Annotated in this window: 25 protein-coding genes and 1 pseudogene; 18 read left to right on the top strand and 8 right to left on the bottom strand. The window is 70.9% G+C overall.

Going from position 1 to position 23,526, the window contains the following annotated elements; genetic code table 11:
- Positions 1-25 precede the first annotated feature (25 nt).
- The 4 genes from alr to ACFVXJ_RS16410 all read left to right on the top strand — a co-directional run bounded on the left by alr (position 26) and on the right by ACFVXJ_RS16410 (position 3,366).
- On the top strand, positions 26-1,162 hold the full coding sequence (gene alr, locus ACFVXJ_RS16395) for an alanine racemase (RefSeq protein ID WP_389662336.1): 1,137 nt from the start codon (positions 26-28) through the stop codon (positions 1,160-1,162).
- A gap of 47 nt (positions 1,163-1,209) precedes the next feature.
- Positions 1,210-2,469, top strand: coding sequence for an alpha/beta fold hydrolase (locus ACFVXJ_RS16400; protein WP_389662337.1), 1,260 nt, complete (start codon positions 1,210-1,212; stop codon positions 2,467-2,469).
- On the top strand, positions 2,426-3,010 hold the full coding sequence (tsaE, locus tag ACFVXJ_RS16405; protein ID WP_389662338.1) for a tRNA (adenosine(37)-N6)-threonylcarbamoyltransferase complex ATPase subunit type 1 TsaE: 585 nt from the start codon (positions 2,426-2,428) through the stop codon (positions 3,008-3,010). The genes ACFVXJ_RS16400 and tsaE overlap by 44 nt, the downstream gene beginning before the upstream one ends.
- A gap of 143 nt (positions 3,011-3,153) precedes the next feature.
- Entirely contained in the window at positions 3,154-3,366 is a 213-nt protein-coding gene (locus ACFVXJ_RS16410; protein WP_389662339.1) for a hypothetical protein, read from the top strand.
- A gap of 48 nt (positions 3,367-3,414) precedes the next feature.
- On the opposite strand, the gene ACFVXJ_RS16415 is transcribed toward ACFVXJ_RS16410, so the two are convergent.
- Entirely contained in the window at positions 3,415-3,966 is a 552-nt protein-coding gene (locus ACFVXJ_RS16415) for a hypothetical protein (RefSeq protein WP_389662340.1), read from the bottom strand.
- 248 nt (positions 3,967-4,214) lie between these two features.
- On the opposite strand from ACFVXJ_RS16415, the gene tsaB reads away from it, so the two are divergent.
- From tsaB to ACFVXJ_RS16440, 5 genes are read left to right on the top strand one after another with little or no spacing between them, the layout of a single operon-like run.
- The gene (gene tsaB, locus ACFVXJ_RS16420) at positions 4,215-4,892 is read left to right on the top strand and encodes a tRNA (adenosine(37)-N6)-threonylcarbamoyltransferase complex dimerization subunit type 1 TsaB (protein WP_389662341.1); all 678 of its coding nucleotides are present in this window, start codon (positions 4,215-4,217) and stop codon (positions 4,890-4,892) included.
- Between the two features lie 17 nt (positions 4,893-4,909).
- Positions 4,910-5,404 carry a ribosomal protein S18-alanine N-acetyltransferase gene (gene rimI, locus ACFVXJ_RS16425; RefSeq protein WP_389662463.1) on the top strand — a complete coding sequence of 165 codons (495 nt, stop codon included), beginning with the start codon at positions 4,910-4,912 and terminating at the stop codon, positions 5,402-5,404.
- A complete protein-coding gene (gene tsaD / locus ACFVXJ_RS16430) occupies positions 5,397-6,515 on the top strand; it encodes a tRNA (adenosine(37)-N6)-threonylcarbamoyltransferase complex transferase subunit TsaD (protein WP_389662342.1) in 1,119 nt (372 codons plus the stop codon). The genes rimI and tsaD overlap by 8 nt, the downstream gene beginning before the upstream one ends.
- Positions 6,512-6,784 (top strand): hypothetical protein, encoded by a 273-nt coding sequence (locus ACFVXJ_RS16435; protein WP_389662343.1) that lies wholly within the window; start codon positions 6,512-6,514, stop codon positions 6,782-6,784. The genes tsaD and ACFVXJ_RS16435 overlap by 4 nt, the downstream gene beginning before the upstream one ends.
- Before the next feature lie 46 nt (positions 6,785-6,830).
- Entirely contained in the window at positions 6,831-7,463 is a 633-nt protein-coding gene (locus tag ACFVXJ_RS16440) for a hypothetical protein (RefSeq protein ID WP_389662344.1), read from the top strand.
- Between the two features lie 38 nt (positions 7,464-7,501).
- On the opposite strand, the gene ACFVXJ_RS16445 is transcribed toward ACFVXJ_RS16440, so the two are convergent.
- Complete coding sequence (locus ACFVXJ_RS16445; protein WP_389662345.1) at positions 7,502-8,689, bottom strand: methyltransferase domain-containing protein; 1,188 nt, start codon at positions 8,687-8,689, stop codon at positions 7,502-7,504.
- 92 nt (positions 8,690-8,781) lie between these two features.
- On the opposite strand from ACFVXJ_RS16445, the gene ACFVXJ_RS16450 reads away from it, so the two are divergent.
- Complete coding sequence (locus ACFVXJ_RS16450; RefSeq protein ID WP_389662346.1) at positions 8,782-9,741, top strand: polysaccharide deacetylase family protein; 960 nt, start codon at positions 8,782-8,784, stop codon at positions 9,739-9,741.
- A 98-nt stretch (positions 9,742-9,839) separates the two neighbouring features.
- Here the strand turns inward: ACFVXJ_RS16450 and ACFVXJ_RS16455 are convergent.
- Both ACFVXJ_RS16455 and ACFVXJ_RS16460 read right to left on the bottom strand, forming a co-directional pair.
- Positions 9,840-10,088 (bottom strand): annotated as a pseudogene (locus ACFVXJ_RS16455) (zinc ribbon domain-containing protein); the annotation flags it as partial.
- A gap of 15 nt (positions 10,089-10,103) precedes the next feature.
- The gene (locus ACFVXJ_RS16460) at positions 10,104-11,000 is read right to left on the bottom strand and encodes a transposase (RefSeq protein ID WP_389662347.1); all 897 of its coding nucleotides are present in this window, start codon (positions 10,998-11,000) and stop codon (positions 10,104-10,106) included.
- Between the two features lie 143 nt (positions 11,001-11,143).
- Between ACFVXJ_RS16460 and ACFVXJ_RS16465 the strand changes: the two genes are divergently transcribed.
- Both ACFVXJ_RS16465 and ACFVXJ_RS16470 read left to right on the top strand, forming a co-directional pair.
- On the top strand, positions 11,144-12,022 hold the full coding sequence (locus tag ACFVXJ_RS16465; protein WP_389662348.1) for a polysaccharide deacetylase family protein: 879 nt from the start codon (positions 11,144-11,146) through the stop codon (positions 12,020-12,022).
- Between the two features lie 258 nt (positions 12,023-12,280).
- Positions 12,281-12,655: a VOC family protein gene (locus tag ACFVXJ_RS16470; protein ID WP_389662349.1), complete on the top strand. Its 375-nt coding sequence runs from the start codon at positions 12,281-12,283 to the stop codon at positions 12,653-12,655.
- Between the two features lie 137 nt (positions 12,656-12,792).
- Here ACFVXJ_RS16470 and ACFVXJ_RS16475 read toward each other — a convergent pair whose 3' ends face one another.
- Positions 12,793-14,196, bottom strand: a complete 1,404-nt coding sequence (locus ACFVXJ_RS16475; RefSeq protein WP_389662350.1) for an FtsW/RodA/SpoVE family cell cycle protein — start codon at positions 14,194-14,196, stop codon at positions 12,793-12,795.
- Between the two features lie 303 nt (positions 14,197-14,499).
- On the opposite strand from ACFVXJ_RS16475, the gene groES reads away from it, so the two are divergent.
- Complete coding sequence (gene groES / locus ACFVXJ_RS16480) at positions 14,500-14,808, top strand: co-chaperone GroES (protein ID WP_030230757.1); 309 nt, start codon at positions 14,500-14,502, stop codon at positions 14,806-14,808.
- A gap of 138 nt (positions 14,809-14,946) precedes the next feature.
- Positions 14,947-16,575, top strand: a complete 1,629-nt coding sequence (gene groL, locus ACFVXJ_RS16485) for a chaperonin GroEL (RefSeq protein ID WP_389662351.1) — start codon at positions 14,947-14,949, stop codon at positions 16,573-16,575.
- A gap of 94 nt (positions 16,576-16,669) precedes the next feature.
- Here the strand turns inward: groL and ACFVXJ_RS16490 are convergent, their stop codons facing one another.
- Positions 16,670-17,455, bottom strand: coding sequence for an ester cyclase (locus tag ACFVXJ_RS16490; RefSeq protein WP_389662352.1), 786 nt, complete (start codon positions 17,453-17,455; stop codon positions 16,670-16,672).
- A gap of 124 nt (positions 17,456-17,579) precedes the next feature.
- The gene (locus ACFVXJ_RS16495) at positions 17,580-18,353 is read right to left on the bottom strand and encodes an SDR family NAD(P)-dependent oxidoreductase (RefSeq protein ID WP_389662353.1); all 774 of its coding nucleotides are present in this window, start codon (positions 18,351-18,353) and stop codon (positions 17,580-17,582) included.
- A gap of 129 nt (positions 18,354-18,482) precedes the next feature.
- Between ACFVXJ_RS16495 and ACFVXJ_RS16500 the strand changes: the two genes are divergently transcribed.
- Positions 18,483-19,391 carry a LysR family transcriptional regulator gene (locus tag ACFVXJ_RS16500; RefSeq protein ID WP_389662354.1) on the top strand — a complete coding sequence of 303 codons (909 nt, stop codon included), beginning with the start codon at positions 18,483-18,485 and terminating at the stop codon, positions 19,389-19,391.
- Positions 19,392-19,564: 173 nt separating this feature from the next.
- Here ACFVXJ_RS16500 and ACFVXJ_RS16505 read toward each other — a convergent pair whose 3' ends face one another.
- Positions 19,565-19,891: a WhiB family transcriptional regulator gene (locus tag ACFVXJ_RS16505; protein ID WP_361312373.1), complete on the bottom strand. Its 327-nt coding sequence runs from the start codon at positions 19,889-19,891 to the stop codon at positions 19,565-19,567.
- A gap of 376 nt (positions 19,892-20,267) precedes the next feature.
- Here ACFVXJ_RS16505 and ACFVXJ_RS16510 point away from each other — a divergent pair, with 376 nt between their 5' ends.
- The 3 genes from ACFVXJ_RS16510 (at position 20,268) to guaB (ending at position 23,495) form a co-directional block, all read left to right on the top strand.
- Positions 20,268-20,879 carry a response regulator transcription factor gene (locus ACFVXJ_RS16510; RefSeq protein WP_003948568.1) on the top strand — a complete coding sequence of 204 codons (612 nt, stop codon included), beginning with the start codon at positions 20,268-20,270 and terminating at the stop codon, positions 20,877-20,879.
- Between the two features lie 264 nt (positions 20,880-21,143).
- Positions 21,144-21,773, top strand: a complete 630-nt coding sequence (locus ACFVXJ_RS16515) for a sigma-70 family RNA polymerase sigma factor (protein WP_361312372.1) — start codon at positions 21,144-21,146, stop codon at positions 21,771-21,773.
- Positions 21,774-21,986: 213 nt separating this feature from the next.
- Positions 21,987-23,495 (top strand): IMP dehydrogenase, encoded by a 1,509-nt coding sequence (gene guaB / locus ACFVXJ_RS16520; protein WP_389662355.1) that lies wholly within the window; start codon positions 21,987-21,989, stop codon positions 23,493-23,495.
- The last annotated feature ends 31 nt before the right edge of the window (positions 23,496-23,526 follow it).

The following is a 23,526-nucleotide window of genomic DNA, read 5'->3' on the forward strand; positions in this document are numbered from 1 at the left end:
CAGGGGTTCTGAGAGACTGTGCTCGATGAACGAGACACCGACGCGCGCGTACGCCGAGATCGACCTAGCCGCCGTGCGGGCCAACGTCCGCGCACTGCGCGAGCGGGCGCCCCGGGCCGAGCTCATGGCCGTCGTCAAGTCGGACGCCTACGGCCACGGGGCGGTCCCCTGCGCGCGCGCCGCCCTGGACGCCGGTGCGACCTGGCTCGGCACCGCGACCCCCGAGGAAGCGCTCGCGCTGCGCGCCGCCGGCATCGGGGCCCGGATCATGTGCTGGCTGTGGACGCCGGGCGGCCCCTGGCGGGAGGCCGTCGAGGCCGATCTGGACGTGTCCGTCAGCGCGATGTGGGCCCTGGAGGAGGTGCGGGCCGCCGCCCGCGCGGCCGGGCGGGTCGCGCGCGTCCAGCTCAAGGCCGACACCGGCCTCGGCCGGGGCGGCTGCCAGCCCGCCGACTGGGCGGAACTCGTGGGCGCCGCCGTCGCCGCCCAGGCCGAGGGGACCGTCCACGTCACCGGCGTGTGGTCGCACTTCGCCTGCGCCGACGAGCCCGGACACCCCTCCATCGCCCTCCAGCTCACCGCCTTCCGCGAGATGCTCGGCTACGCCGAGAAGGAGGGCGTCGAGCCCGAGGTCCGGCACATCGCCAACTCGCCCGCCACGCTCACCCTGCCCGACAGCCACTTCGACCTCGTGCGCTGCGGCATCGCCGTCTACGGCGTCTCGCCCGCGCCCGAGTTGGGCACGCCCGAGCAGCTCGGCCTGCGCCCCGCGATGACCCTCCGGGCGTCCGTCGCGCTGGTCAAGGACGTGCCCGCCGGTCACGGAGTCAGCTACGGACACCACTACGTGACGGACCGTGAGACCCGGCTGGCCCTGATCCCGGTCGGGTACGCGGACGGCGTCCCCCGCCACGCCTCCGGAACCGGTCCCGTCCTCGTCGGCGGCGCCGTCCGGCGCGTCGCCGGCCGGGTGGCCATGGACCAGTTCGTCGTCGACATCGAGGGCGCCGACGTGCGCGCCGGAGACCCGGCGATCCTCTTCGGCCCCGGTGACCAGGGCGAACCCACCGCCGAGGACTGGGCTCAAGCGGCAGGCACCATCGCGTATGAGATCGTCACCCGTATCGGGGGCCGCGTGCCCAGGGTGTACCGCAACGGCTGAGCGGGGCGGAGTACGGCCGAGGACGGCCGAGTGAGGACGGCGACCGCGTGAGCGAGAACTGGCGCAAGGCCGGCTGGGCCGGAGCGGCCATCGGTGTCATAGCCGCCGGCGCGGCCGCCGGCGTCGCGGTCGAGCGGATCACCGTGGGTCGCGGCATCCGCAGGAAGGCGCGGCTCGCCCTCGACGCCGCCGGCGACTACGGGTCCCTGCGCGGGGCGGAGGGCATCTGCCGCGCCGAGGACGGCACCGAGCTGTACTACGAGGTCGACGAACTGCCCGAGGAGCCGGGCCGGCGCGGGAGGTCCCGCCGCAAGAAGCCGCCCGCCGCGACCGTCGTCTTCTGCCACGGCTACTGCCTCGGCCAGGACTCCTGGCACTTCCAACGCGCCGCCCTGCGCGGAACCGTCCGCTCCGTCTACTGGGACCAGCGCAGCCACGGCCGCAGCATGCGCGGCCTCGCCCAGGCCGCCGGCGAACCGGTGACCATCGAGCAGCTCGGCCGGGACCTCAAGGCGGTGATCGACGCCACCACCCCCGACGGCCCGCTGGTGCTCGTCGGCCACTCCATGGGCGGTATGACGATCATGGCGCTGGCCGAGCAGTTCCCGGACCTCGTACGGGAGCGGGTACTCGGCGTGGCCCTGGTCGGCACCTCCGGCGGACGGCTGTCCGAGGTCACGTACGGACTCCCGGCGGTCGGAATGGGCGCCGTACGCCGCCTCCTGCCCGGGGTGCTCAAGGTGCTCGGCTCCCAGGTGGAGCTCGTGGAGCGGGGCCGCCGCGCCACCGCCGACCTCTTCGCGGGCATGATCAAGCAGTATTCGTTCGGCTCCCGGGACATCGACCCGGGCGTGGCCCGCTTCGCCGAGCGGCTGATCGAGGCGACCCCCATCGACGTGGTCGCCGAGTTCTATCCGGCCTTCCAGATCCACGACAAGACCGTCGCGCTGCGGCGGTTCGCGGACATCCCCGTCACCGTCATCGCCGGGGACCGCGACATGATCACCCCGCCCGAGCACAGCCTCGCCATCAAGGAGGTGCTGCCCGCCGCGGAACTGGTGGTCCTGGAGCACACCGGGCACCTGATGATGCTGGAGCGCCCGGACGCCGTGACCGCGTTGCTGAACGGCCTGCTGGCGCGCACCGGCGCCGTGCCGGCGGCGGCGCCCGGGAGCGCGGACCGGAACCCGCCCGGGGACGCGCCCGGCGCGGTACCCGCCGAGGCGTCCGGAGCGACTTCCGGAGCGACTAACGTTGGCCCGCATGGAAGAAGTACCGCGAGAAGCGCCGCACACCCCGGCTGCTGAGGCCGCCGCGCCCGGCGCGGGCGAAGGCGCCGTCACCGAGACCCTGATCACCGTCGACTCGCCCGACTCCATGCGCGAGCTGGGCCGCCGGATCGCCGGCCTGCTGCGTCCCGGGGACCTGGTCCTGCTGACCGGCGAGCTCGGCGCGGGCAAGACCACCCTCACGCGCGGCCTCGGCGAGGGCCTCGGCGTGCGCGGGGCCGTCACCTCCCCCACCTTCGTGATCGCCCGCGTGCACCCGCCGCTGGGCGACGGACCGGCCTTGGTGCACGTGGACGCGTACCGGCTGGGCGGCGGGCTGGAGGAGATGGAGGACCTGGACCTCGACGTGTCCCTGCCCGAGTCCGTGGTCGTCGTCGAGTGGGGCGACGGCAAGGTCGAGGAACTCTCCGACGACCGGTTGCACGTGGTGATCGCGCGCGCCGTCGGCCACGAGGAGGTCCTCGACGACGTGCGCGAGGTCGCGGTGCGCGGCATCGGGACGCGGTGGGCCGGCGCGGCCGACGGCCTGGCCGGACTCGCGGAGCGGGTGTCCCGCTAGCCGGGCCGACCCTGGGGGCGGACGACGTTCCGACAGTCCGTCGGGAAAACGTTGCGCGAGTGCGGATGCTCGTGGTGACATGGTTCCGAGCGCTGGTTAGGTGTGCCTAAGTACAGCGCCCCGGGCCGGTCCAGGAGGCAGCCATGTCGGCAGCAGGAGCAGCACGCGCAGCAACGGGAGCAGGGCGGGCGTCGGGCACGGACGTGTCCATGGGGGCGCTGCTCGCCTCCTGCGCGGCCGCCACCGCCGTCTCCACACCGCCCGCCCCCCTCCCCGTACGGCCCGAGCGCCGGGACGGGGCCCTCGATGTGGCCGTCGACGGCGAACAGGCCGCCCCGGAGTCCGAAGCGGCCTGAGGCCCCGTACGCGCATCGCCCGTACGGGTGAAACATGAAGGGTGCCCGTCAGGGCACGACGACCACCTTCGTGTTGATCGTCGCGAAGGCCCACATGGCGTCGCCGTCGGCCCGCGACATGCGGATGCCGCCGGTCTTCTTCGTCTGGTCCGGCTCCGGCACCTGGCCGTCCACCCGCGCGCTGAAGCCGACGGCGATGCCGTCGGTGGTGGCGAACCGTACGACGTGCTCGATCGGCACCCCGTCCGAGCCGGTGACCGTGCCCGAGCGCGAGCCCACCGGGTAGCTGCCCGGCGCCGGGTGGACCGTGCTCGGCATGACCGCGAAGGACTTCGGCGCCTGCCCGTCCTCGCCGACCAGCCACACCCGCTTCTGCGACACCGAGTACACGACGCGCATTCCGGTCCCGGAGTCGGCCGGTACCGGCGCGGGCTTCGACGGGTCCTGCCGGGCGGGCGCCGGTGCGGGCGCCGGGGCCTGCGGCGCCGCCTTCGCAGGGTGCGCGGGCGCCGTGGCCGACGCCTGGTAGCCGAGGAAAGCGATGGCGACCAGCGCCGCGACGGTGAGCCCGGCCACGATTCCCGAGCTGCTGCGTGCCACCTTGCTCCGCCTCTCCGCGGTCTCCCGCGTTCTCTGTGTCGCGTTCTCTGTGGCGCGTCGTCCACGGGCCACCGGGTCCGCAGGGGCACCGGGCCCGCGGGGGCACCGGGTCCGCCGGCCACCCGGCCCGGGGGGCGCTGGAACATCCGGTCGAGCACCGCACCGACCGCCTCGGTCGAAAGGTAGCAGCCGGGGTGGTCCGCGACCGGCCGCAAGGGCCGGGGCCCAAGGAGTCGTAGGCTGTTCGCGTGCTCTTGCTCGCTGTAGATACCGCCACGCCCGCCGTCACCGTCGCCCTGCACGACGGCGAGTCGGTCCTCGCCGAATCCAACCAGGTCGACGCCCGCCGTCACGGGGAGCTGTTGCTGCCCTCCGTCGACGCGGTCCTCGCCGAGGCCGGGGTGAAGCTCGAAGCCGTCACCGGCATCGTCGTCGGCGTCGGCCCCGGCCCCTACACCGGATTGCGCGTCGGCCTCGTCACCGCCTCCACCTTCGCCGCCGTCCTGGGCGTCCCCGTGCACGGCCTGTGCACCCTGGACGGCCTGGCCTACGCGGCCGGCGCCGCCGGGATCGAGGGCCCCTTCACCGTCGCCACCGACGCGCGGCGCAAGGAGGTCTACTGGGCGCGGTACGAGGACCCGCGCACGCGCGTCGGCGACCCGGCCGTGGACCGCCCGGCCGACATCGCCGAGCGGGTCGCCGGCCTGCCCGCCGTCGGGCAGGGCGCGCTGCTGTACCCGGAGGTCTTCACCGACGCCCGGCAGCCCGAGCACCAGAGCGCCGGCGCCCTCGCCGCGCTGGCGGCGGAACGGCTCGCGGCCGGGACCCCGTTCGAGAACGCGGAGGGCATGCCCCCGACGCCGCTGTACCTGCGCCGGCCCGACGCCCAGGTGCCCAAGAACTACAAGGTGGTCACCCCGCAGTGACCTCGGTACTGCGCGAGATGCGCTGGTGGGACATAGAGCCCGTGCTGGAACTGGAACACGAGCTGTTCCCCGAGGACGCCTGGTCCGCCGGCATGTTCTGGTCCGAACTCGCCCACGCGCGCGGCCCGCGCGCCACCCGCCGCTACGTCGTCGCCGAGGGGTCCGGGGGGCGCATCGTCGGCTACGCCGGACTGGCCGCCTCCGGCGACCTGGGCGACGTACAGACCATCGCCGTCTCCCGCGACCAGTGGGGCACCGGTCTCGGCGCCCGCCTGCTGGAGGACCTGCTGCGCGCGGCGACCGCCTTCGAGTGCGCCGAGGTGCTGCTGGAGGTGCGGGTGGACAACACGCGCGCCCAAAAGCTCTACGAGCGCTTCGGTTTCGAGCCGATCGGCTTCCGGCGCGGCTACTACCAGCCCGGCAACGTCGACGCGCTCGTGATGCGCCTCTCCGGCCCCACATCCCCAGACTCCGCACCGTCCGTACACGTACAAGGTGAGACCCATGGCTGACGAACCGCTCGTCCTCGGCATCGAGACCTCCTGCGACGAGACCGGCGTCGGCGTCGTCCGCGGCACCACCCTGCTGGCCGACGCGATCGCCTCCAGCGTCGACGAGCACGCCCGCTTCGGCGGGGTGGTGCCCGAGGTGGCCTCCCGCGCGCACCTGGAGGCCATGGTCCCGACCATCGACCGCGCCCTGAAGGAAGCCGGCGTCAGCGCCCGCGACCTCGACGGCATCGCGGTCACCGCCGGCCCGGGCCTCGCGGGCGCCCTGCTGGTGGGCGTCTCGGCGGCCAAGGCGTACGCGTACGCCCTGGGCAAGCCCCTGTACGGGGTCAACCACCTGGCCTCGCACATCTGCGTCGACCAACTGGAGCACGGGCCGCTCCCGGAGCCGACCATGGCGCTGCTGGTGTCGGGCGGACACTCCTCGCTGCTGCTGGCGCCGGACATCACCGCCGACGTACGGCCGCTCGGCGCGACCATCGACGACGCGGCCGGCGAGGCGTTCGACAAGATCGCCCGCGTGCTGCAACTGGGCTTCCCCGGCGGTCCGGTCATCGACCGGCTCGCGCGGGAGGGCGACCCGAAGGCGATCAACTTCCCGCGCGGTCTGACGGGGCCGCGCGACGCGGCGTACGACTTCTCCTTCTCCGGCCTGAAGACGGCGGTGGCCCGCTGGATCGAGGCGAAGCGGAAGGCGGGCGAGGAGGTGCCGGTGCGGGATGTGGCGGCGTCCTTCCAGGAGGCCGTGGTCGACGTGCTGACCCGCAAGGCGATCCGCGCCTGCAAGGACGAGGGCGTCGACCACCTGATGATCGGCGGCGGTGTCGCGGCCAACTCCCGGCTGCGGGCGCTGGCCCAGGAGCGGTGCGACGACGCGGGGATCATCCTGCGCGTGCCGCGGCCGAAGCTGTGCACGGACAACGGCGCCATGGTGGCCGCACTGGGCGCGGAGATGGTCAAGCGGAACCGTCCGGCCTCGGACTGGGACCTGTCGGCCGACTCCTCGCTGCCGGTGACGGACCCGCACGTGCCGGGGACACAGGACCACGGTCACGCCCACAGCCACGACCACGACCACGTGCACGAGTCGAGCAAGGACAACCTCTACTCATGAGCACGGTCGCGCTGATGTGGGAGGCCCGGGCGGTGCCCGGCCGCGCCGACGAGCTGCTGGAATGGGCCCGCGCCCAGGTCCTGGCCCGGGAGCCGGTGCGCCGCGAGGTCCTGCGGGCCCCGCAGGACCGGGTGCTGGTGGTCACCTGGTGGCAGGCCGCCGAGGGCGTGGCGGCGGAGCTGCCCGAGCTGCCCGAGCCGGCCGCCGACCTGATCACCCGGGCGGTGCACCGCTGGCGGTTCGAGTCGGTGGAGGTCACGGGCGGCTGAGCGCCCATCGAGTGACTCTGCATCAGATCCCGGTATGGTCATGTGCATGTCCCGTCGTGACCTGCCGCCTCCGCCGCCGCCCGCGCACCTGCGGGACTGGATGGACGAGTCCGTCGTACGCGCCGACCGCGCGCGCTTCCTCAAGGAACTGGGCCGGCGCACCCTCGGCCCGGGCCGGCTGCTGCTGCTCTGGGCGGTGGCCGCCGTCTTCGCGCTCGGTTGGACCTTCATCGGCATGGCGCTGATGTCGTTCGAGAGCGACGATCCGCTCTCGTACCTCTTCGGGCTCATCTTCGGCGTGCTCGGCGTAGGGGTGCTGGTCCCCGCCGGGATCTGGTTCGCCAAGGGCGTCGAACGGGACCGGCAGCTGCGGCACCTGCTGTGCGCGTGGGCCGAATCCGACCGGGACCCGGCGGCCGACGCCCTCGTGCGAGCACCCTGGCGCAGCCTGACCTGGCTGCTCACCTCCTTCGCCCTCGGCGCGCTGGGGCTCTGGGTGACCTTCGGGACGGCGGCGGGGGCCCGGCCGGGCGAGGTGACGTACGGCGAGGTCACGTACTTCATGGGCCTCGGCCTGATCCTGTGGATCACCGGACTCCTCGGCCTCGGCAAGGCCGGCGCCCACTACCGCTGGGCCCTGCGCGCGTTGCGGACCACCGGCCGCGAGGTGTCCGGCTAGGCCGAAAGAAGGGCCGGCCCGGAGGCGGGGCGGCCCCGTCACCGCCCTGTGACGGGGCCGCCGATCAGCATCGAGGGCGCGCCGTCGACGCGGGTCAGGATCACCGTCGCCGAGTGCGGTCCCTGCGGCTTGACCTTCTTGCGCAGTTCCTCCGGCTCGATCGCCGAGCCGCGCTTCTTCACCGTCAGGATGCCGACGCCCCGCTCGCGCAGCAGCGCCTTGAGCTTCTTCAGGCCGAACGGCAGCACATCGGTGATCTCGTAGGCGGTCGCGTACGGCGTCGCCCGCAACTCGTCCGCGGTGATGTAGGCGATGGTCGGGTCGATGAGGCGACCGCCGAGCTGGTCGGCGACCTCGGCGACGAGATGGGCGCGGATCACGGCGCCGTCGGGCTCGTAGAGGTACCGGCCGACCGGCCCCGCCGCCGGATCGGGCAGCGGATCGGCGGTGCGCAGCGCGCGCGGCCCGGGCAGCAGGGTGGCCCGTACGCCGCCGGGCTCCGTACCGAACCACAGCACGGCCTCCTTCACGTCCCCCTGGTCGGAGATCCACTCGGCCTCGGCCTCCGCCGGGACGGCCTCGTGCGGGATGCCCGGAGCGATCTTGATCGCGGCGTACGGGGCGCTGCGCGCGGCGGCGACGGCCCAGGACAGCGGCGGGGAGTAGCCCTCGGGGTCGAAGATCCGGCCCCGGCCGCCGCGCCGCGCCGGGTCGATGAAGACGGCGTCGTAGCCGGCGGTGTCGACGGCGGTCACATCCGCCTCCCGGACCTCGATCAGCTCCGCCAGCCCCAGCGCCTCGGCGTTGGCCCGGGCGACGGCGACGGTGAGCGGGTCGCGGTCCACCGCGAGCACCCGGATGCCCAGCCGGGCCAGGGCCAGCGCGTCGCCGCCGATGCCGCAGCACAGGTCCGCGACGCTGCGTACGCCGAGGGCCGCGAGCCGGCCGGCGCGGTAGGTCGCCACCGAGGCGCGGGTGGCCATCTCGCCGCCGCCGGGGGTGAAGTACATCCGGCCGGCGTCCTCGGCCCCGAACTTCGCCACCGCCCGCTGCCGCAGCCGGGCCTGCCCGAGCGCGGCCGACACCAGGGCGGCGGGGTGTTCCCGGCGCAGCCGGGTGGCCACGGCCAGCTCCCGGGCCGGGTCGTAGTCGTGGAGCGAGTCGAGGAGGGCGCGCCCCTCGGGGGTCAGGAGGGCGGCGAAGTCTTCGGGGGTCACACGGTCCATTGTCGGCCAGTGTGGGCCAGTCGATGGAAGGTCGAACTCCGCTCGCGGTGTCTGCGGGGGACCGGGGGAGCGTCCTGGGAGTATCCGACGCTATGCAGCCTGTACGACAAAAGGGAAATAATACGCAACAAGGTCATCGGTCGGCGGCGCGTCCGCTCGGCCGGTACGGGGTGGCCCTCACCGCGCTGCTGGTCGCCGCGCTGGGCACCGCATGCGGCTCCCCCGACGCGCCCGCCACCAAGCACAAGGGCGGCCAGGGCGCCGAAGGAGCCGGCGCGGCGGGCGCGCTCGCCAACCCGGCCGAGCAGCAGAAGGCCGCCCAGCAGGCCCGGATCGTCGCGGCGAAGAAGTGGAAGCTGGCCAAGCCGCCGCTGACCGCCCCGGCCGCGCCCAAGACGAAGCCGGAGATCACCACCCGCGACGGTTTCGAGGTCGAGGGCCAGGAGGACCTCCCGCCGGTCTTCACCACGGTCCCCACCGAGGACAAGGTCGTCTTCCTGACGATCGACGACGGCGCCGAGAAGGACCCCGAGTTCCTCAAGATGATGAAGGAACTCAAGATTCCCTACACGGCCTTCCTCAGCGACTACCTGGTGCGGGACAACTACCCGTACTTCAAGGAGATGCAGGCCGCGGGCGTCACCCTGAACAACCACACGCTCAACCACCGCTACCTGCCGGCCCTCGACTACGAGAAGCAGCGCGAGGAGATCTGCGGGCAGCAGGACACCATCCAGAAGGAGTTCGGCAAGCGGCCGACCCTCTTCCGGCCGCCCTACGGCAACTACAACCAGGACACCCTGCGCGCGGCGAAGTCCTGCGGCATCAAGGCGGTCCCGCTGTGGAACGCCGAGGCGTTCGTCAACCGGATGGACTACCGGGAATGGGACCGTGACCTGCACCCCGGTGACATCATCCTCACGCACTTCCGGGGGCGGGAGGACTGGAAGGGCACGATGCCTGACATGATCCGTCATGTCATGAAGACCGTCACGGACAAGGGTTACGCCGTGGCTCGCCTGGAGGACTACTTGCCAACTCCTCAGCCGTAAACGACCGAGCTTGTCGACTCAGTCGCCTACGCCTTGTCGCGCTCCCGACTGCCCCCTACGACAGGGCGGTCACGGGTCGCATCTACCGACAAGGGATGCTAAGCCCTTTGTGGTACGGGTCCGTTGGCGAGAACCCACGCCGAGCGCGCGCGGTTGCGCACGTTGATCCCGGCGACGTGATCGGCGGGGCCGGCGAGCCCGCACCGACGACAGCGGAAGGTGTCCCGGGTGGGACGGTTGTACCTCGCTGTGTGCCCGCATCTGGGACACATCTGCGAGGTGTAGTGGGCGTCCACCAAGACCACCGGCACTCCGGCCCGTTGGGCCTTGTACCGGATGTGCTCTTCGAGCTGGTGGAACGGTCAGGAGAATAGCGCGGCCCGCTGGTCGCGGGAAGGCCGTACCCGGTCGCGGATGCCACTCAGTTCTTCGAGGGCGATTCCGCGACCGGTGCGTCGTGCGACGGCCACGATCTCCTTGCTGATCTTATGGTTGACGTGCGTGGCATGCCGGGCCTCGCGCTTGGCTCGCCGCTTGACGCGCCGGGTGGCGGAGCGGGTGTGCTTCGCCTGGAGTTCGGCGCGCTTCCGGGCGTTCCAGCGCCGGTACCGTGCCAGACGGCGGCCCTGGTAGTTGTCCCCGTCAGAGGTGGTGGCGAGGTTGGCGATCCCCCGGTCCACACCGATCCAGTCCACCGGGTCGACATCGAGCGGCGCTTGCGGAACCTCACACACCGCGATCAGGAACCACATGCCGCCCCGGTAGACGAGATCCGACTCACCTTGCCGGTACTTCGCCAACATCGCCAGGTGATCTGGGAACCCTGCGAACGGGACCCCCTTCATCCGCCCGGCCAAGGTCCAGATGCTGACGGTGCGCGCCTCGTGCTGCCAGGACAGGATCCGGTCGTCATACGGCTGGGCCGCATCCGACCGGAACCGGATCGGCTTCGACTCCGCGCGCCTACGCCGGTTCGACCCTTGGGGGCCGAGGCCGCCCGCCCGAATGTTCGCACTCAAGGTCGTGTAGGCGTCCACGACCTTCTTCACCGTGCGGACGGCCGGCTGGGCCGCAAGCCTGAACTCGGTCTTGAGACGGGCGTAAACGACCCTTTGCAACTCGTTGCGGGACGTGATGCCCGTCTCGTACGCCACCCCCGATACGATATCGGCCGCTCGGTTGCACGCGTGCAGGGTTGTGGACAAAGCCGTCGCCACCTCGGGTGACGGCAGCAGCTTCACCTGCACCACAATCTTCACGCTTTCAACCTAGCCCCGACCACTGACAACAGCCGAAAGTACAGGTCATGGCAGATGCGTAGAGAACTCCATCGCCTCCCGGCTTCGAGCCATGGACCCATTCCTCTCCGACCTGAAGGCCGGGGCAACTTGGGAGAAGCCAGGTGAAGTACGCGCGCCGGTTGGTGGCCGGGACGCTCGCAGCCGGCGCGCTCGCGCTGACCCTTTCGGGGTGCGGGAACAGCGTGGACCCCATCGAACGTCTGGGGCGCAAGACCAAACAGGAGACGGGGAAGCCCTCGGCCTCCCCGTCCACCGCCGCCTCGTCCCCCGCGCCGTCGGCGTCGGCGGACGACGCGTACCGCAAATGGGGGCTGACGGCCCCGGTCCAGTACGCGCCCAAGCCCGTCCAGAAGCCGCAACTCCCCAAGCCCGCACCGGGCAAGCCGGCCGTCATAGACCGAATACCCGTCGCGCCGGGCGACAAGGTCGTCTTCCTGACCTTCGACGACGGCGCGGAGAAGGACCCGCAGTTCCTGAAGATGGCGGCCGACCTCAAGCTGCCGATCAGCATGTTCCTGACGGACAACGTGGCCTCGTCCGACTACGGCCACTTCCAGACGCTGCGCGACAACGGCAGCGGCAGCACGATAAACAACCACACCCTGACCCACCCGAACCTGCGCACGCTGGGCTTCGCGGCGCAGAAGAAGGAGATATGCGGTCAGCAGGAACGCCTGGAGAAGCGCTTCGGCACCAAGCCCACCCGCTTCCGCCCGCCGTTCGGCAACTACAACGACGACACCCTCAAGGCCGCCTCCGAGTGCGGCATCTCCCAGGTCATCCTGTGGCGCGTGTCGATGCAGATCACCGGCTTCCAGTACGCCGAAGGCTCCGCGCTGCGTCCCGGGGACATCGTCCTCGCCCACTTCCGCGGCCCGGCCGAACTCAAGGGCGAGACGGAAACCCAGATGACCACCCACATGCTCCAGCGCATCCAGGAACAGGGCTTCAAGGTGGGCCGCCTGGAGGACTACCTGTAGGGGCGCTTCGGCGGGGCGGGGGCTTCGGGGGCGGGGTTTCGGTGGGGCGGTGTCAGCGACCCCTCAGGGACCGTCAGGGATCGCCCGGGGCGAGCAAGACCACATCAGACACCGAACCGGACACCGAACCGGCACCCGCGCGCGACAGATCGCTACGCGCTCCTCCCGTCTCGGCGCCTGACCCCCGTCCGTGGCCGGTCATGGACCCGCACGACAAGTCGGTGGACACCGGTCGTCGGGCCGGTCGATAGTGCGCCAATGACTTCCTTGATCCGACACATCACCGTCGATTGCTCCGACGCCTACCGTCTGGCGCAGTTCTGGGCCGCCCTGCTGGACGGCTCGCTCGCCCCCGATGACTTTCCCGGTGACCCCGAGGCAACGGTCGTGGCGTCCGGTGCGCATCTGCTCTTCGTGGCGGTGGCCGATGCCAAGACGGTGAAGAACCGCGTGCACCTCGACTTGCAGCCGCAGGACCGGTCGCGCGACGAAGAGGTGGAGCGTGTCCTCGCCCTCGGCGCGACGGTGGTGGGCGACCACCGCAAGCCGGACGGAACCGGCTGGGTGACGCTGGCCGATCCCGAAGGCAACGAGTTCTGCGTGGAACGCAGCGCCGCTGAGCGCGCCAACTGACAGTCCTGTAGTCGATATCAGTACCGTCCCTGACACCGCCCCACCGAAACGCCGCGCCCCGCAGCCCCCGCCCCCCGCAGCCCCGCCCGGCAGCGCAACCGCCCCGGCCGGTGTCCCGCCTCCGAAGCCCCCGCCCGTCAGGGCCCCGGCCGCGCCACCAGCGGTGTGATGGTGGTTTCCACCGGGCCCCGGGCGTCCGCCTCGCGTTGGCGTTCCGCGCTGTCGCTGATGCGGAGCAGCAGGGCGATCATGATCCAGTTCGCGAGGAGGGACGAGCCGCCCTTGGCCAGGAAGGGCAGGGCCTTGCCCGTCAGGGGGATCAGGCCCGTCACACCGCCGGCGACCACGAACACCTGGAGCGCCAGGGCCGCCGCGAGGCCCACCGCCAGCAGCTTGCCGAACGGGTCCCGCGCGGCCAGCGCCATCCGCAGCCCCCGCTGGACGAGGAGCGCGTAGAGCAGCAGAACGGCCATCACGCCCGTCAGGCCGAGCTCCTCGCCCACGGTCGTCAGGATGAAGTCGCTGCGCCCGGCGAACTTGATCAGCTCCGGGTGGCCCATGCCGAGCCCGGTACCGGTGATCCCGCCCGTGCCGAAGCTGAACAGCGCCTGCGCCGACTGGTCGGAGGTGACGCCCGGCGGCCGGTCCTTCCAGTAGTAGGACAGCGGATTGAGCCAGGCGGCCACGCGCGCCTTCACGTGCGGCTCCGTCGAGCCCACCACGAACGCGCCGCCCGCCGCCATGACGAGGCCGCAGACGATCCAGCTGGTGCGTTCCGTGGCCACGTACAGCATCACCACGAACACGCCGAAGAAGATGAGCGACGTCCCCAGGTCGCGTTCGAAGACCAGCACCAGCAGCGACAGGATCCAGACGGTGACGATCGGCCCGAGCTGGCGCATCGGCGGCAGCCGCATGCCGAGGAACTTGCGGCCCGTCAGGGCCAGCGAGTCCCGGTGGACGACCAGGTAGCCCGCGAAGAAGATCGCGATCATGATCTTCACGAACTCGCCGGGCTGGAGCGAGAACCCGAACAGGATGATCCAGCGCTTCGCGCCGTAGGTGTCCGCGCCGAAGAAGGCCGGGGCGATGAGCAGCACCAGTGCGACGGCCATCGTGATGTAGATGAACCGCTGTAGCAGCCTGTGGTCGCGCAGCAGCGCCACCACGAGCAGACAGGCGGCGACCCCGACCACGGTCCACATCAACTGGCCGGGCGCGTTCGCGTCCGATCCGTAGCGCTCGATGTACCCCTGGTCGAGGCGGTGGATGAGGACCAGCCCGAGCCCGGTCAGCAGCATGGCGAGGGGGAAGATCAGCGGATCCGCGTACGGCGCGAACCGGCGGATGCCCAGGTGCCCCACCAGCGCGAGCAGCGACAGGCTGATCGTGAAGCCGGTGAGCTGCGGCGGCAGCACGCCGTTCATCGCCAGACCGGCCTGGGCGTGGCCGAAAACGGCGATGCAGATGACGAGAACCAGCAGCAATGCCTCGGTGCGCCGGCGCGCGCCGGCGACCGTCAGCGGCCTCAGTCCCCGCACGGGGTGCCTTCGCCGTCGGTATTAGGGCGTTTTATCTTCATATCCACTACGACGAGGAACCCCTGGTGATGGTTCCTGGGGGCCTGGCGGGGCCTTCCGGAAGGGGGCGATCCGCAATCTCTCGGGTGGCGTGTTGGCACTCCGCTTGACCGAGTGCTAATCGCCGGAATAGTCTCGCACCTGGCACTCGCCCCTGGTGAGTGCCAACACAGCGACAGGCAGGTCCGGCACCCGCGACGACGGATCGACCTGGTCGCCACCTCAGACAGTTAACCCCGGATCTCCGAAGGGGGAGGTCGGATCGTGACGACCGCCAGCTCCAAGGTTGCCATCAAGCCGCTTGAGGACCGCATTGTGGTCCAGCCGCTCGACGCCGAGCAGACCACGGCCTCCGGCCTGGTCATCCCGGACACCGCGAAGGAGAAGCCCCAGGAGGGCGTCGTCCTTGCGGTCGGTCCGGGTCGCTTCGAGGACGGCCAGCGTCTCCCGCTGGACGTCAGCGTCGGCGACATCGTGCTGTACAGCAAGTACGGCGGCACCGAAGTGAAGTACAGCGGCGAGGAGTACCTCGTCCTCTCGGCCCGCGACGTGCTCGCGATCGTCGAGAAGTAAGTCACTTCTCCAGTTTTGCTTTGAGCTGCGCCCCTGGTCACCCTGCTGATGCCGGGGGGCGAGGGGCGTAGTTCGTTCTAGGCGGTGGCGGTCGCGGTGAGCGGCCGAGGATCGCAACGAGAGGACTGAACCGCTCCCATGCCGAAGATTCTGAAGTTCGATGAGGACGCCCGTCGCGCCCTCGAGCGCGGTGTGAACAAGCTTGCCGACACGGTGAAGGTGACGATCGGCCCCAAGGGCCGCAACGTCGTCATCGACAAGAAGTTCGGCGCCCCCACCATCACCAACGACGGTGTCACCATCGCTCGCGAGGTCGAGCTGGACGACCCGTACGAGAACCTGGGCGCCCAGCTCGTGAAGGAGGTGGCGACCAAGACCAACGACATCGCGGGTGACGGCACCACCACCGCCACCGTGCTGGCCCAGGCGCTGGTCCGCGAGGGTCTGCGCAACGTCGCCGCCGGCGCCTCCCCGGCCGCCCTCAAGAAGGGCATCGACGCCGCCGTCAAGGCCGTGTCGCAGGAGCTCCTCGCGACCGCCCGCCCGATCGAGGACAAGTCCGACATCGCCGCCGTGGCCGCGCTCTCCGCGCAGGACCAGCAGGTCGGCGAGCTCATCGCCGAGGCGATGGACAAGGTCGGCAAGGACGGTGTCATCACCGTCGAGGAGTCCAACACCTTCGGCCTGGAGCTGGAGTTCACCGAGGGCATGGCCTTCGACAAGGGCTACCTCTCGCCGTACATGGTCTCCGACCAGGAGCGTATGGAGGCCGTCCTCGACGACCCGTACATCCTGATCAACCAGGGCAAGATCTCCTCCATCCAGGACCTCCTGCCGCTGCTGGAGAAGGTCATCCAGGCCGGCGCCTCCAAGCCGCTGCTGATCATCGCCGAGGACGTCGAGGGCGAGGCCCTGTCGACCCTGGTCGTCAACAAGATCCGCGGCACCTTCAACGCCGTCGCCGTCAAGGCCCCCGGCTTCGGTGACCGCCGCAAGGCGATGCTCCAGGACATGGCCACCCTCACCGGTGCCACCGTCATCGCCGAGGAGGTCGGCCTCAAGCTCGACCAGGCCGGTCTCGACGTCCTGGGTACCGCGCGCCGCGTGACCATCACCAAGGACGACACCACCATCGTCGACGGTGGCGGCAGCTCCGAGGAGGTCCTCGGCCGCGTCAACCAGATCAAGGCCGAGATCGAGTCCACGGACTCCGACTGGGACCGCGAGAAGCTGCAGGAGCGGCTGGCGAAGCTCGCCGGCGGCGTCTGCGTCATCAAGGTCGGCGCCGCCACCGAGGTGGAGCTCAAGGAGAAGAAGCACCGCCTCGAGGACGCCATCTCGGCGACCCGCGCCGCGGTGGAGGAGGGCATCGTCTCCGGCGGTGGCTCCGCCCTCGTCCACGCCGTGAAGGTGCTGGAGGGCAACCTCGGCCTCACCGGTGACGAGGCCACCGGCGTCTCCGTCGTCCGCCGCGCCGCCGTCGAGCCGCTGCGCTGGATCGCCGAGAACGCGGGCCTGGAGGGCTACGTCATCACGGCCAAGGTCGCCGAGCTCGACAAGGGCCAGGGCTTCAACGCCGCGACCGGCGAGTACGGCGACCTGGTCAAGGCCGGCGTCATCGACCCGGTCAAGGTCACCCGCTCCGCGCTGGAGAACGCCGCTTCCATCGCCTCCCTGCTGCTCACGACCGAGACCCTGGTCGTCGAGAAGCCGGCCGAGGAAGAGGCCGACGCCGGTCACGGCCACGGTCACGGCCACAGCCACTGACCTCGTCAGAGCCGGGCTGAGCTGAGGAAAGCCCCGGTCCCCGCCGCTGCGAAGCGGTGGTGACCGGGGCTTTCCCGTGCCGTGGGGCGGGCCGTCACATGCCCATGTCCTGGGCCGCGCCGCCGGAGGCCGTGCCCATGTCGGACGCCGTGCCCGTGCCCATGCCCGTTCCCGTGCCGGACGCCGCGCCCATGCCCGCGTCCATGTCCATGCCCATCTGCCGCATCAGGCCCGGGGCGTCGTAGTACCACCAGCCCTCCGCGATCTGGCCGTTCTCGATCCGGAAGGTGGTGCAGCCCGACATGCCGACCTCCTGGCCCGTCGGGGCCATTCCCATGAAGTCGCCCTTCTGCCGGCCGGTCCAGTTCCACAAGGTGGTGACGCAGTCGCCTTCGGCGATCTGGCGGTGCAGGTCGAAGGTGAAGTCGAAGGCGTCGCGCCACATGGTCATGCTCCGGCGAAGACCCTCGCGGCCGTCGCCGGCGCCCGGCTGCTGCATCATGTCGTGGTCCATGTAGTCGGCCGCGACGCATTCCTCCATGACGTCGAAGTTGCCCTTCTCCGCCAGCTCCTCGAAGATCCGGTTCACGAGCAGCTTGTTGAGGTACTCGTCGCGGACGACGTCCAGGTTCATGAACTTCGGCATGCCCTCGCAGAGGGCCACCATCTCCTGGAACATCCGGTCCGTCTCCGGAAGCTGAGAGTTCCTCATCGCCTCCTCGTACGACGGGAATTCGACGAGATCGACGTAGTGCGTCTTCGCGTCGCGGTCCCGGCCGATCATGGTGTGGGTGACCGTCCGTCGGCCGCTCGCCTGCTCCGCCCAGCGGTCGATGAGCGCGTTCATCTCCTCGAACCGCGTGGTTTCGTAATCAATCACTTGCACGAATGTCATCGCGTCGCCTCCCGGGTGGATGAGACACCTCCAGTTTAGGGAGGAATATCCCTTTCGGCGCCGGCTGTCGGCGTCGGCCGCCCGCACCCCGGTCGCTTGCCGCAGGCGCCTACTGGGGCCCGTACTTGCGGCCCGTACGCGAGGAGACCCCGCCGAGGAGCCCGCGCGGCGTCAGTTTCACCACGCCCATCAGTGCCTTGTACCGCGGGTCGGGGATGGAGACCGTCTTGCCGCGCGCCAGGTCGGCCAGCGCCGCCGCCACCAGCTTGTCGGCGTCCAGCCACAGCCAGCCCGGGATGTTGTCCGTGCCCATCCCGGCCCGCTCGTGGAACTCGGTCCGTACGAACCCCGGGCACAGCGCCATCAGCCGCACCCCGCTCCCGGCCAGGTCCTTCGCGGCGCCCTGGGTGAACTGCACGACCCACGCCTTGCTCGCCCCGTAGGTCCCGCGCGGTACGAAGGCGGCCACCGAGGCCACGTTGATCACGCCGCCCCGCCCGCGCGAGCGCATCGACTCGGCCGCCGCCGAGGTCAACCGCAGCACCGCTTCGATGTGCACCTTCAACATCGTCAGTTCGTCCGCCATGGAGACCTGGAGGTAGCGGCCCTTGTTGCCGAAGCCGGCGTTGTTGACCAGCAGGTCCACCGGGTGGGTGCGGTCGCCGAGGCGCGCCTCGACCGCGGCGATGCCCTTCTCCGTGGACAGGTCGGCGGTCAGCACCTCCGCCTCGATGCCGTGCCGGTCGTGGAGTTCGGTGGCCTGCTCGCCCAGGCGCTCGGTGTCCCGGGCCACCAGCACCAGGTTGTGTCCCTGGGCGGCGAGCCGCCGGGCGAAGGCGGCGCCGATGCCCGCCGTGGATCCCGTAATCAACGCAGTCGTCATACGCGCAACCTAGCTTTATTCGGGGTGGGGTTCGTCTGCGGGCCGTGCGGCCGGCCTCACCGGGCGAAGTTCCCAAAGGCCGGTCATGGGCATTCCGCTCCTGATCAAAGCAGGGCTTATGCTCGAAGGGTGATCGAGGCACGTCATCTACGCGTCCTGCGCGCCGTCGCCGGGACCGGGTCCTTTTCCGCCGCCGCCCGCGAACTGGGCTGCACCCAGCCGGCCGTGTCACAGCAGATGAAGGCGCTGGAGCAGTCGGCCGGCACCCCGCTGCTGATCCGGACCGGCCGCGAGATGCGGCTGACCCAGGCCGGCGAGGCGCTGGTCCGCCACGCCGCCGGCATCCTGGCCGGGCTGACGGCCGCCGAGGAGGAGGTCGCGGCGATCGCCGGGCTGCGCGCGGGCCGGGTCCGGCTGGTGTCCTTCCCCAGCGGCAGTTCCACGCTGGTCCCCACCGCGCTGGCGGCCATGCGAGCCGAGCACCCCGGCACCCGGATCTCGCTCGTCGAGGCCGAGCCCCCGCGCTCGGTGGAGATGCTGCGCGAGGGCGACTGCGATCTGGCGCTGGCCTTCCGGTACGGGGGCCCGGCCGGGTTCACCGCCGAATGGGAGGACCTGGTGGTGCGGCCCCTGCTGACGGACCGGCTCGTGGGCCTGGTCCCCCGGGGGCACCGGTTGGCCGGGGCCGACCGGGTGGGCATGGCCGAGCTGGCCGGGGAGCCCTGGATCGCGGGCTGCCCGCGCTGCCGCCGCCATCTGGTGGAGGTGTGCGAGGACGCGGGGTTCACCCCGCGCATCGATTTCGCGACCGACGACTACCCGGCGGTGGTCGGCCTGGTCGGGGCGGGGCTGGGAGTGGCGGTGCTGCCGGAGCTCGCGGTGGAGTCCGTACGGGCCAAGGGGGTCAGCACCGTGGTCGTCGAGCCGGCCGTCGAACGGGAGGTCGTGGCGCTGACCCTGCCCGACCTGGCGCGGGTGCCGGCGGTGGCCGCGACCCTGGTGGAACTGGAGCGGGCCGCCGCGTCCATGGGGGCGTGACGGCACCGCGCCGTGGACGACACGTTCGGGGGTGCGACACGCCCGGGGACGCGCCGCGTGTCGGGTTCCGCGAAGGGGGTGCGGAGGTTCGTCGGAGAGCTGTCGGGATGATCTTCGGATGATCCGCCTTCGAGGTGAGGAAACGTTCCTTCGGGCGGTTCGGGGAGCGGCGGTCAGTGCGGAGCGGCCGGGCCGGTCGCGCTCGACGCGGGGATCAGGCGGTGCCGGGCGCGACCCATCAGTTCTTCGCGCTCGTCTTCGGTGAGGCCGCCCCACACCCCGTAGGGCTCACGGACGGCGAGTGCGTGCGCGGCGCATTCCGCGCGCACCGGACAGCGCATGCAGACCTCTTTAGCCGAGGTCTCGCGCGCGCTCCTGGCCGCGCCCCGCTCGCCTTCGGGGTGGAAGAAGAGGGAGCTGTCGACCCCCCGGCAGGCAGCCAGGAGCTGCCAGTCCCAGAGGTCGGCGTTCGGTCCGGGGAGCCGTGAGAAATCTGCCATGGGTAGTCCTCTTGGTGCCGGTACTGAGGCGGATGGGATCCATGTCTCCACATCTACTGTCGTAGTAGATGTAAATATGACTCATTGGGAATCTAGCCTCAGACACATGGCGAACGGAAGGAAAGCCGCCAAATAGGTCATAGCTCCAGATGGAGGACAGGGGGCTCGTGGCTCCTGCGCCGTGATCGCGTCCTCACGTAGAGTGCCGAAGGTGTCCGTCCGACCCGTAACTCTTTCGAGTGACCATCGTTGAGAGTGCGAAGGCGGTTGAACCAAGAAGTTCTCGGACAGGTGTCCGGGGGCATCGACCGCACAGGTGACGATACGTACCAGCCTGGAGGCTCAAGGTGACGCGCATCAGCTGCGGAGGGCGGTCATGACTTCCGTCCTCGTCTGCGACGACTCCCCGCTTGCCCGAGAGGCGCTCCGTCGCGCGGTGGCCACCGTGCCCGGCGTCGAGCGTGTGACGACGGCTGCCAACGGCGAGGAAGTCCTCCGCCGCTGGGGTGCCGACCGCTCCGATCTCATTCTGATGGATGTACGGATGCCGGGCCTCGGCGGTGTGGAGACGGTCCGCCGGCTGCTCTCGGCCGACCCGGGCGCCCGCATCATCATGCTGACGGTCGCCGAGGACCTGGACGGCGTGGCCCTCGCGGTCGCCGCCGGAGCCCGGGGCTACCTGCACAAGGACGCCTCGCGCGCCGAACTGCGGGCCACGGTCACCCAGGCGCTCGCCGACCCGACCTGGCGACTGGCCCCGCGCCGGCTCCGTTCGGCCGAGATGGGCGCGGCGCCCACCCTCACCGCGCGCGAGATCCAGGTGCTGGAGGGCATGAGCCACGGCCGTTCCAACGCGGAGATCGGGCGCGAGCTGTTCCTCTCCGAGGACACGGTCAAGACGCACGCCCGCCGGCTCTTCAAGAAGCTCGGCGCCTCGGACCGGGCGCACGCGGTGGCACTCGGGTTCCGCTGGGGCCTGGTCCGCTGACGGCGGACCACCCAGAGTGTCCCGCCGTACCCGGTGCGCAAGCGGGGGTTGGCGGGGCACAATCCGGGGGACGTGTCGCTTCGGGCGCGATGCCGCATCCTTGAGGGTGTGCCGCATTTTCGAGGATGTGGCCTCAGGGATCATTCGGGCCGAGCGGAGGGGAGGGCGCACACCATGAGTTCCGGCGCACCCGCTCATAACGCTTCGACGCACAACCAGGGCCGCGGTGCCACGAACGGTCCCGCGCCAAGGCACCATGGATCGATGCGCGACGACGAGGCCCAGGGGTCACCCACGGCCACCGGCCCCACGGACGCCGCCAAAGGCGGCGGTGCCGGGGCTGTCAGCGCGCTCGTACGGCGCGCGGTGGAGGGCGACGAGCAGGCCACGCACGACCTGCTCGCCTTCGTGCACCCGCTCGCCATCCGCTACTGCCGTACCCGCCTGTCGCGGCTTCCCGGTGACGCTCGTCACTTCGTGGAGGACCTCGCGCAGGAGGTGTGCGTCGCCGTCCTGATGGCGCTGCCCCGCTACCGCGACACCGGGCGCCCCTTCGAGGCGTTCGTCTTCGCCATCGCCGCACACAAGGTCGCCGATCTCCAGCGGGCCGCCATGCGCCACCCCGGAAGTACCGCCGTCCCGTCCGACGAGATGCCGGAACGGCCCGACGATTCGCTGGGCCCCGAAGAGCGCGCGCTGCTCAGCAGCGACGCCGCCTGGGCCAAGAAGCTGCTGGCCAACCTGCCGGAGAACCAGCGCGAGCTGCTCGTCCTGCGGGTGGCCGTCGGGTTGACCGCCGAGGAGACCGGGCAGATGCTCGGCATGTCCCCCGGCGCGGTCCGGGTGGCCCAGCACCGGGCGCTCAGTCGGTTGCGGGCCCTCGCCGAGCAGTAGCCGAGCCCGTGGCCGAGCCGTCACCGTGTCGTGGTCGAGTCCGAGTCGAATGCACGTCGCATGCGAGTCGAGCCGCACCGATCAAGAGGGAACGTTTCGCCAGGGGTCGTAGGAACCGACGAAAGTGCCGGTTGACCTTGGTAGTGGAATGAGACGCCTCGCGATCCCGTTAGCATGGACATCCGCGCTGAGCAAGACCATTGGGAAGGTGTCATGACCGACAGCGGTACGACTGGAGTGCCAGACAAATTCGCCACGCTCGGACTGACCTACGACGACGTGCTGCTGCTGCCGGGCGCGTCGGACATGGCGCCGGACGAGATCGACACCTCTTCCCTCATCTCCCGCAACGTCCGGGTGAACGTCCCGCTGCTCTCCGCGGCCATGGACAAGGTCACCGAGGCCCGCATGGCCATCGCGATGGCCCGCCAGGGTGGCGTGGGCGTGCTGCACCGCAACCTCTCCATCGCGGACCAGGCCAACCAGGTCGACCTGGTCAAGCGCTCCGAGTCCGGCATGGTCACCGACCCGATCACCGTCCACCCCGACGCCACGCTCGGCGAGGCCGACCAGCTCTGCGCGAAGTTCCGCATCTCCGGCGTCCCGGTCACCGACGCGGCCGGCAAGCTGCTGGGCATCGTCACCAACCGCGACATGGCCTTCGAGTCGGACCGCAGCCGCCAGGTGCGCGAGGTCATGACCCCGATGCCGCTGGTCACGGGCAAGGTCGGCATCTCCGGTGTGGACGCCATGGAGCTGCTGCGCCGCCACAAGATCGAGAAGCTGCCGCTCGTCGACGACGCGGGCATCCTCAAGGGCCTCATCACCGTCAAGGACTTCGTTAAGGCCGAGAAGTACCCGAACGCCGCCAAGGACAAGGACGGCCGGCTGCTCGTCGGCGCGGCCGTCGGTGTCGCCGGTGACGCGTACGAGCGCGCCCAGGCCCTGATCGAGGCGGGCGCCGACTTCATCGTCGTCGACACCGCCCACGGCCACTCCCGCCTGGTCGGCGACATGGTCGCCAAGATCAAGTCGAACTCCGGTGTCGATGTCATCGGCGGCAACGTCGCCACCCGCGACGGCGCCCAGGCGCTGATCGACGCCGGCTGTGACGGCATCAAGGTCGGCGTCGGCCCGGGCTCCATCTGCACCACCCGCGTCGTCGCCGGCATCGGCGTCCCGCAGGTCACCGCCATCTACGAGGCCGCGCTGGCCGCGAAGGCCGCGGGCGTCCCGGTCATCGGCGACGGCGGCCTCCAGTACTCCGGTGACATCGCCAAGGCGCTCGTCGCCGGCGCCGACACCGTGATGCTCGGCTCGCTCCTCGCGGGTTGTGAGGAGTCCCCGGGCGAGCTGCTCTTCATCAACGGCAAGCAGTTCAAGTCGTACCGCGGCATGGGCTCCCTCGGGGCGATGCAGTCCCGCGGCGACCAGCGCTCCTTCTCCAAGGACCGCTACTTCCAGGAAGGCGTCGGCGGCGACGACAAGCTGATCCCCGAGGGCATCGAGGGCCAGGTGCCCTACCGCGGCCCCCTGTCGGCGGTCGTGCACCAGCTGGTCGGCGGCCTGCGCCAGTCGATGTTCTACGTCGGCGGTCGCACGGTCCCCGAGCTGCAGGACCGGGGCCGCTTCGTGCGCATCACGTCGGCGGGCCTCAAGGAGAGCCACCCGCACGACATCCAGATGACGGTCGAGGCGCCGAACTACTCCCGCAAGGGCTGATCGGTTCCATGAAGGGGCGGACCCGCGTACG

This window comes from Streptomyces sp. NPDC058279, from assembly GCF_042881255.1.
Lineage (GTDB): Bacteria > Actinomycetota > Actinomycetes > Streptomycetales > Streptomycetaceae > Streptomyces.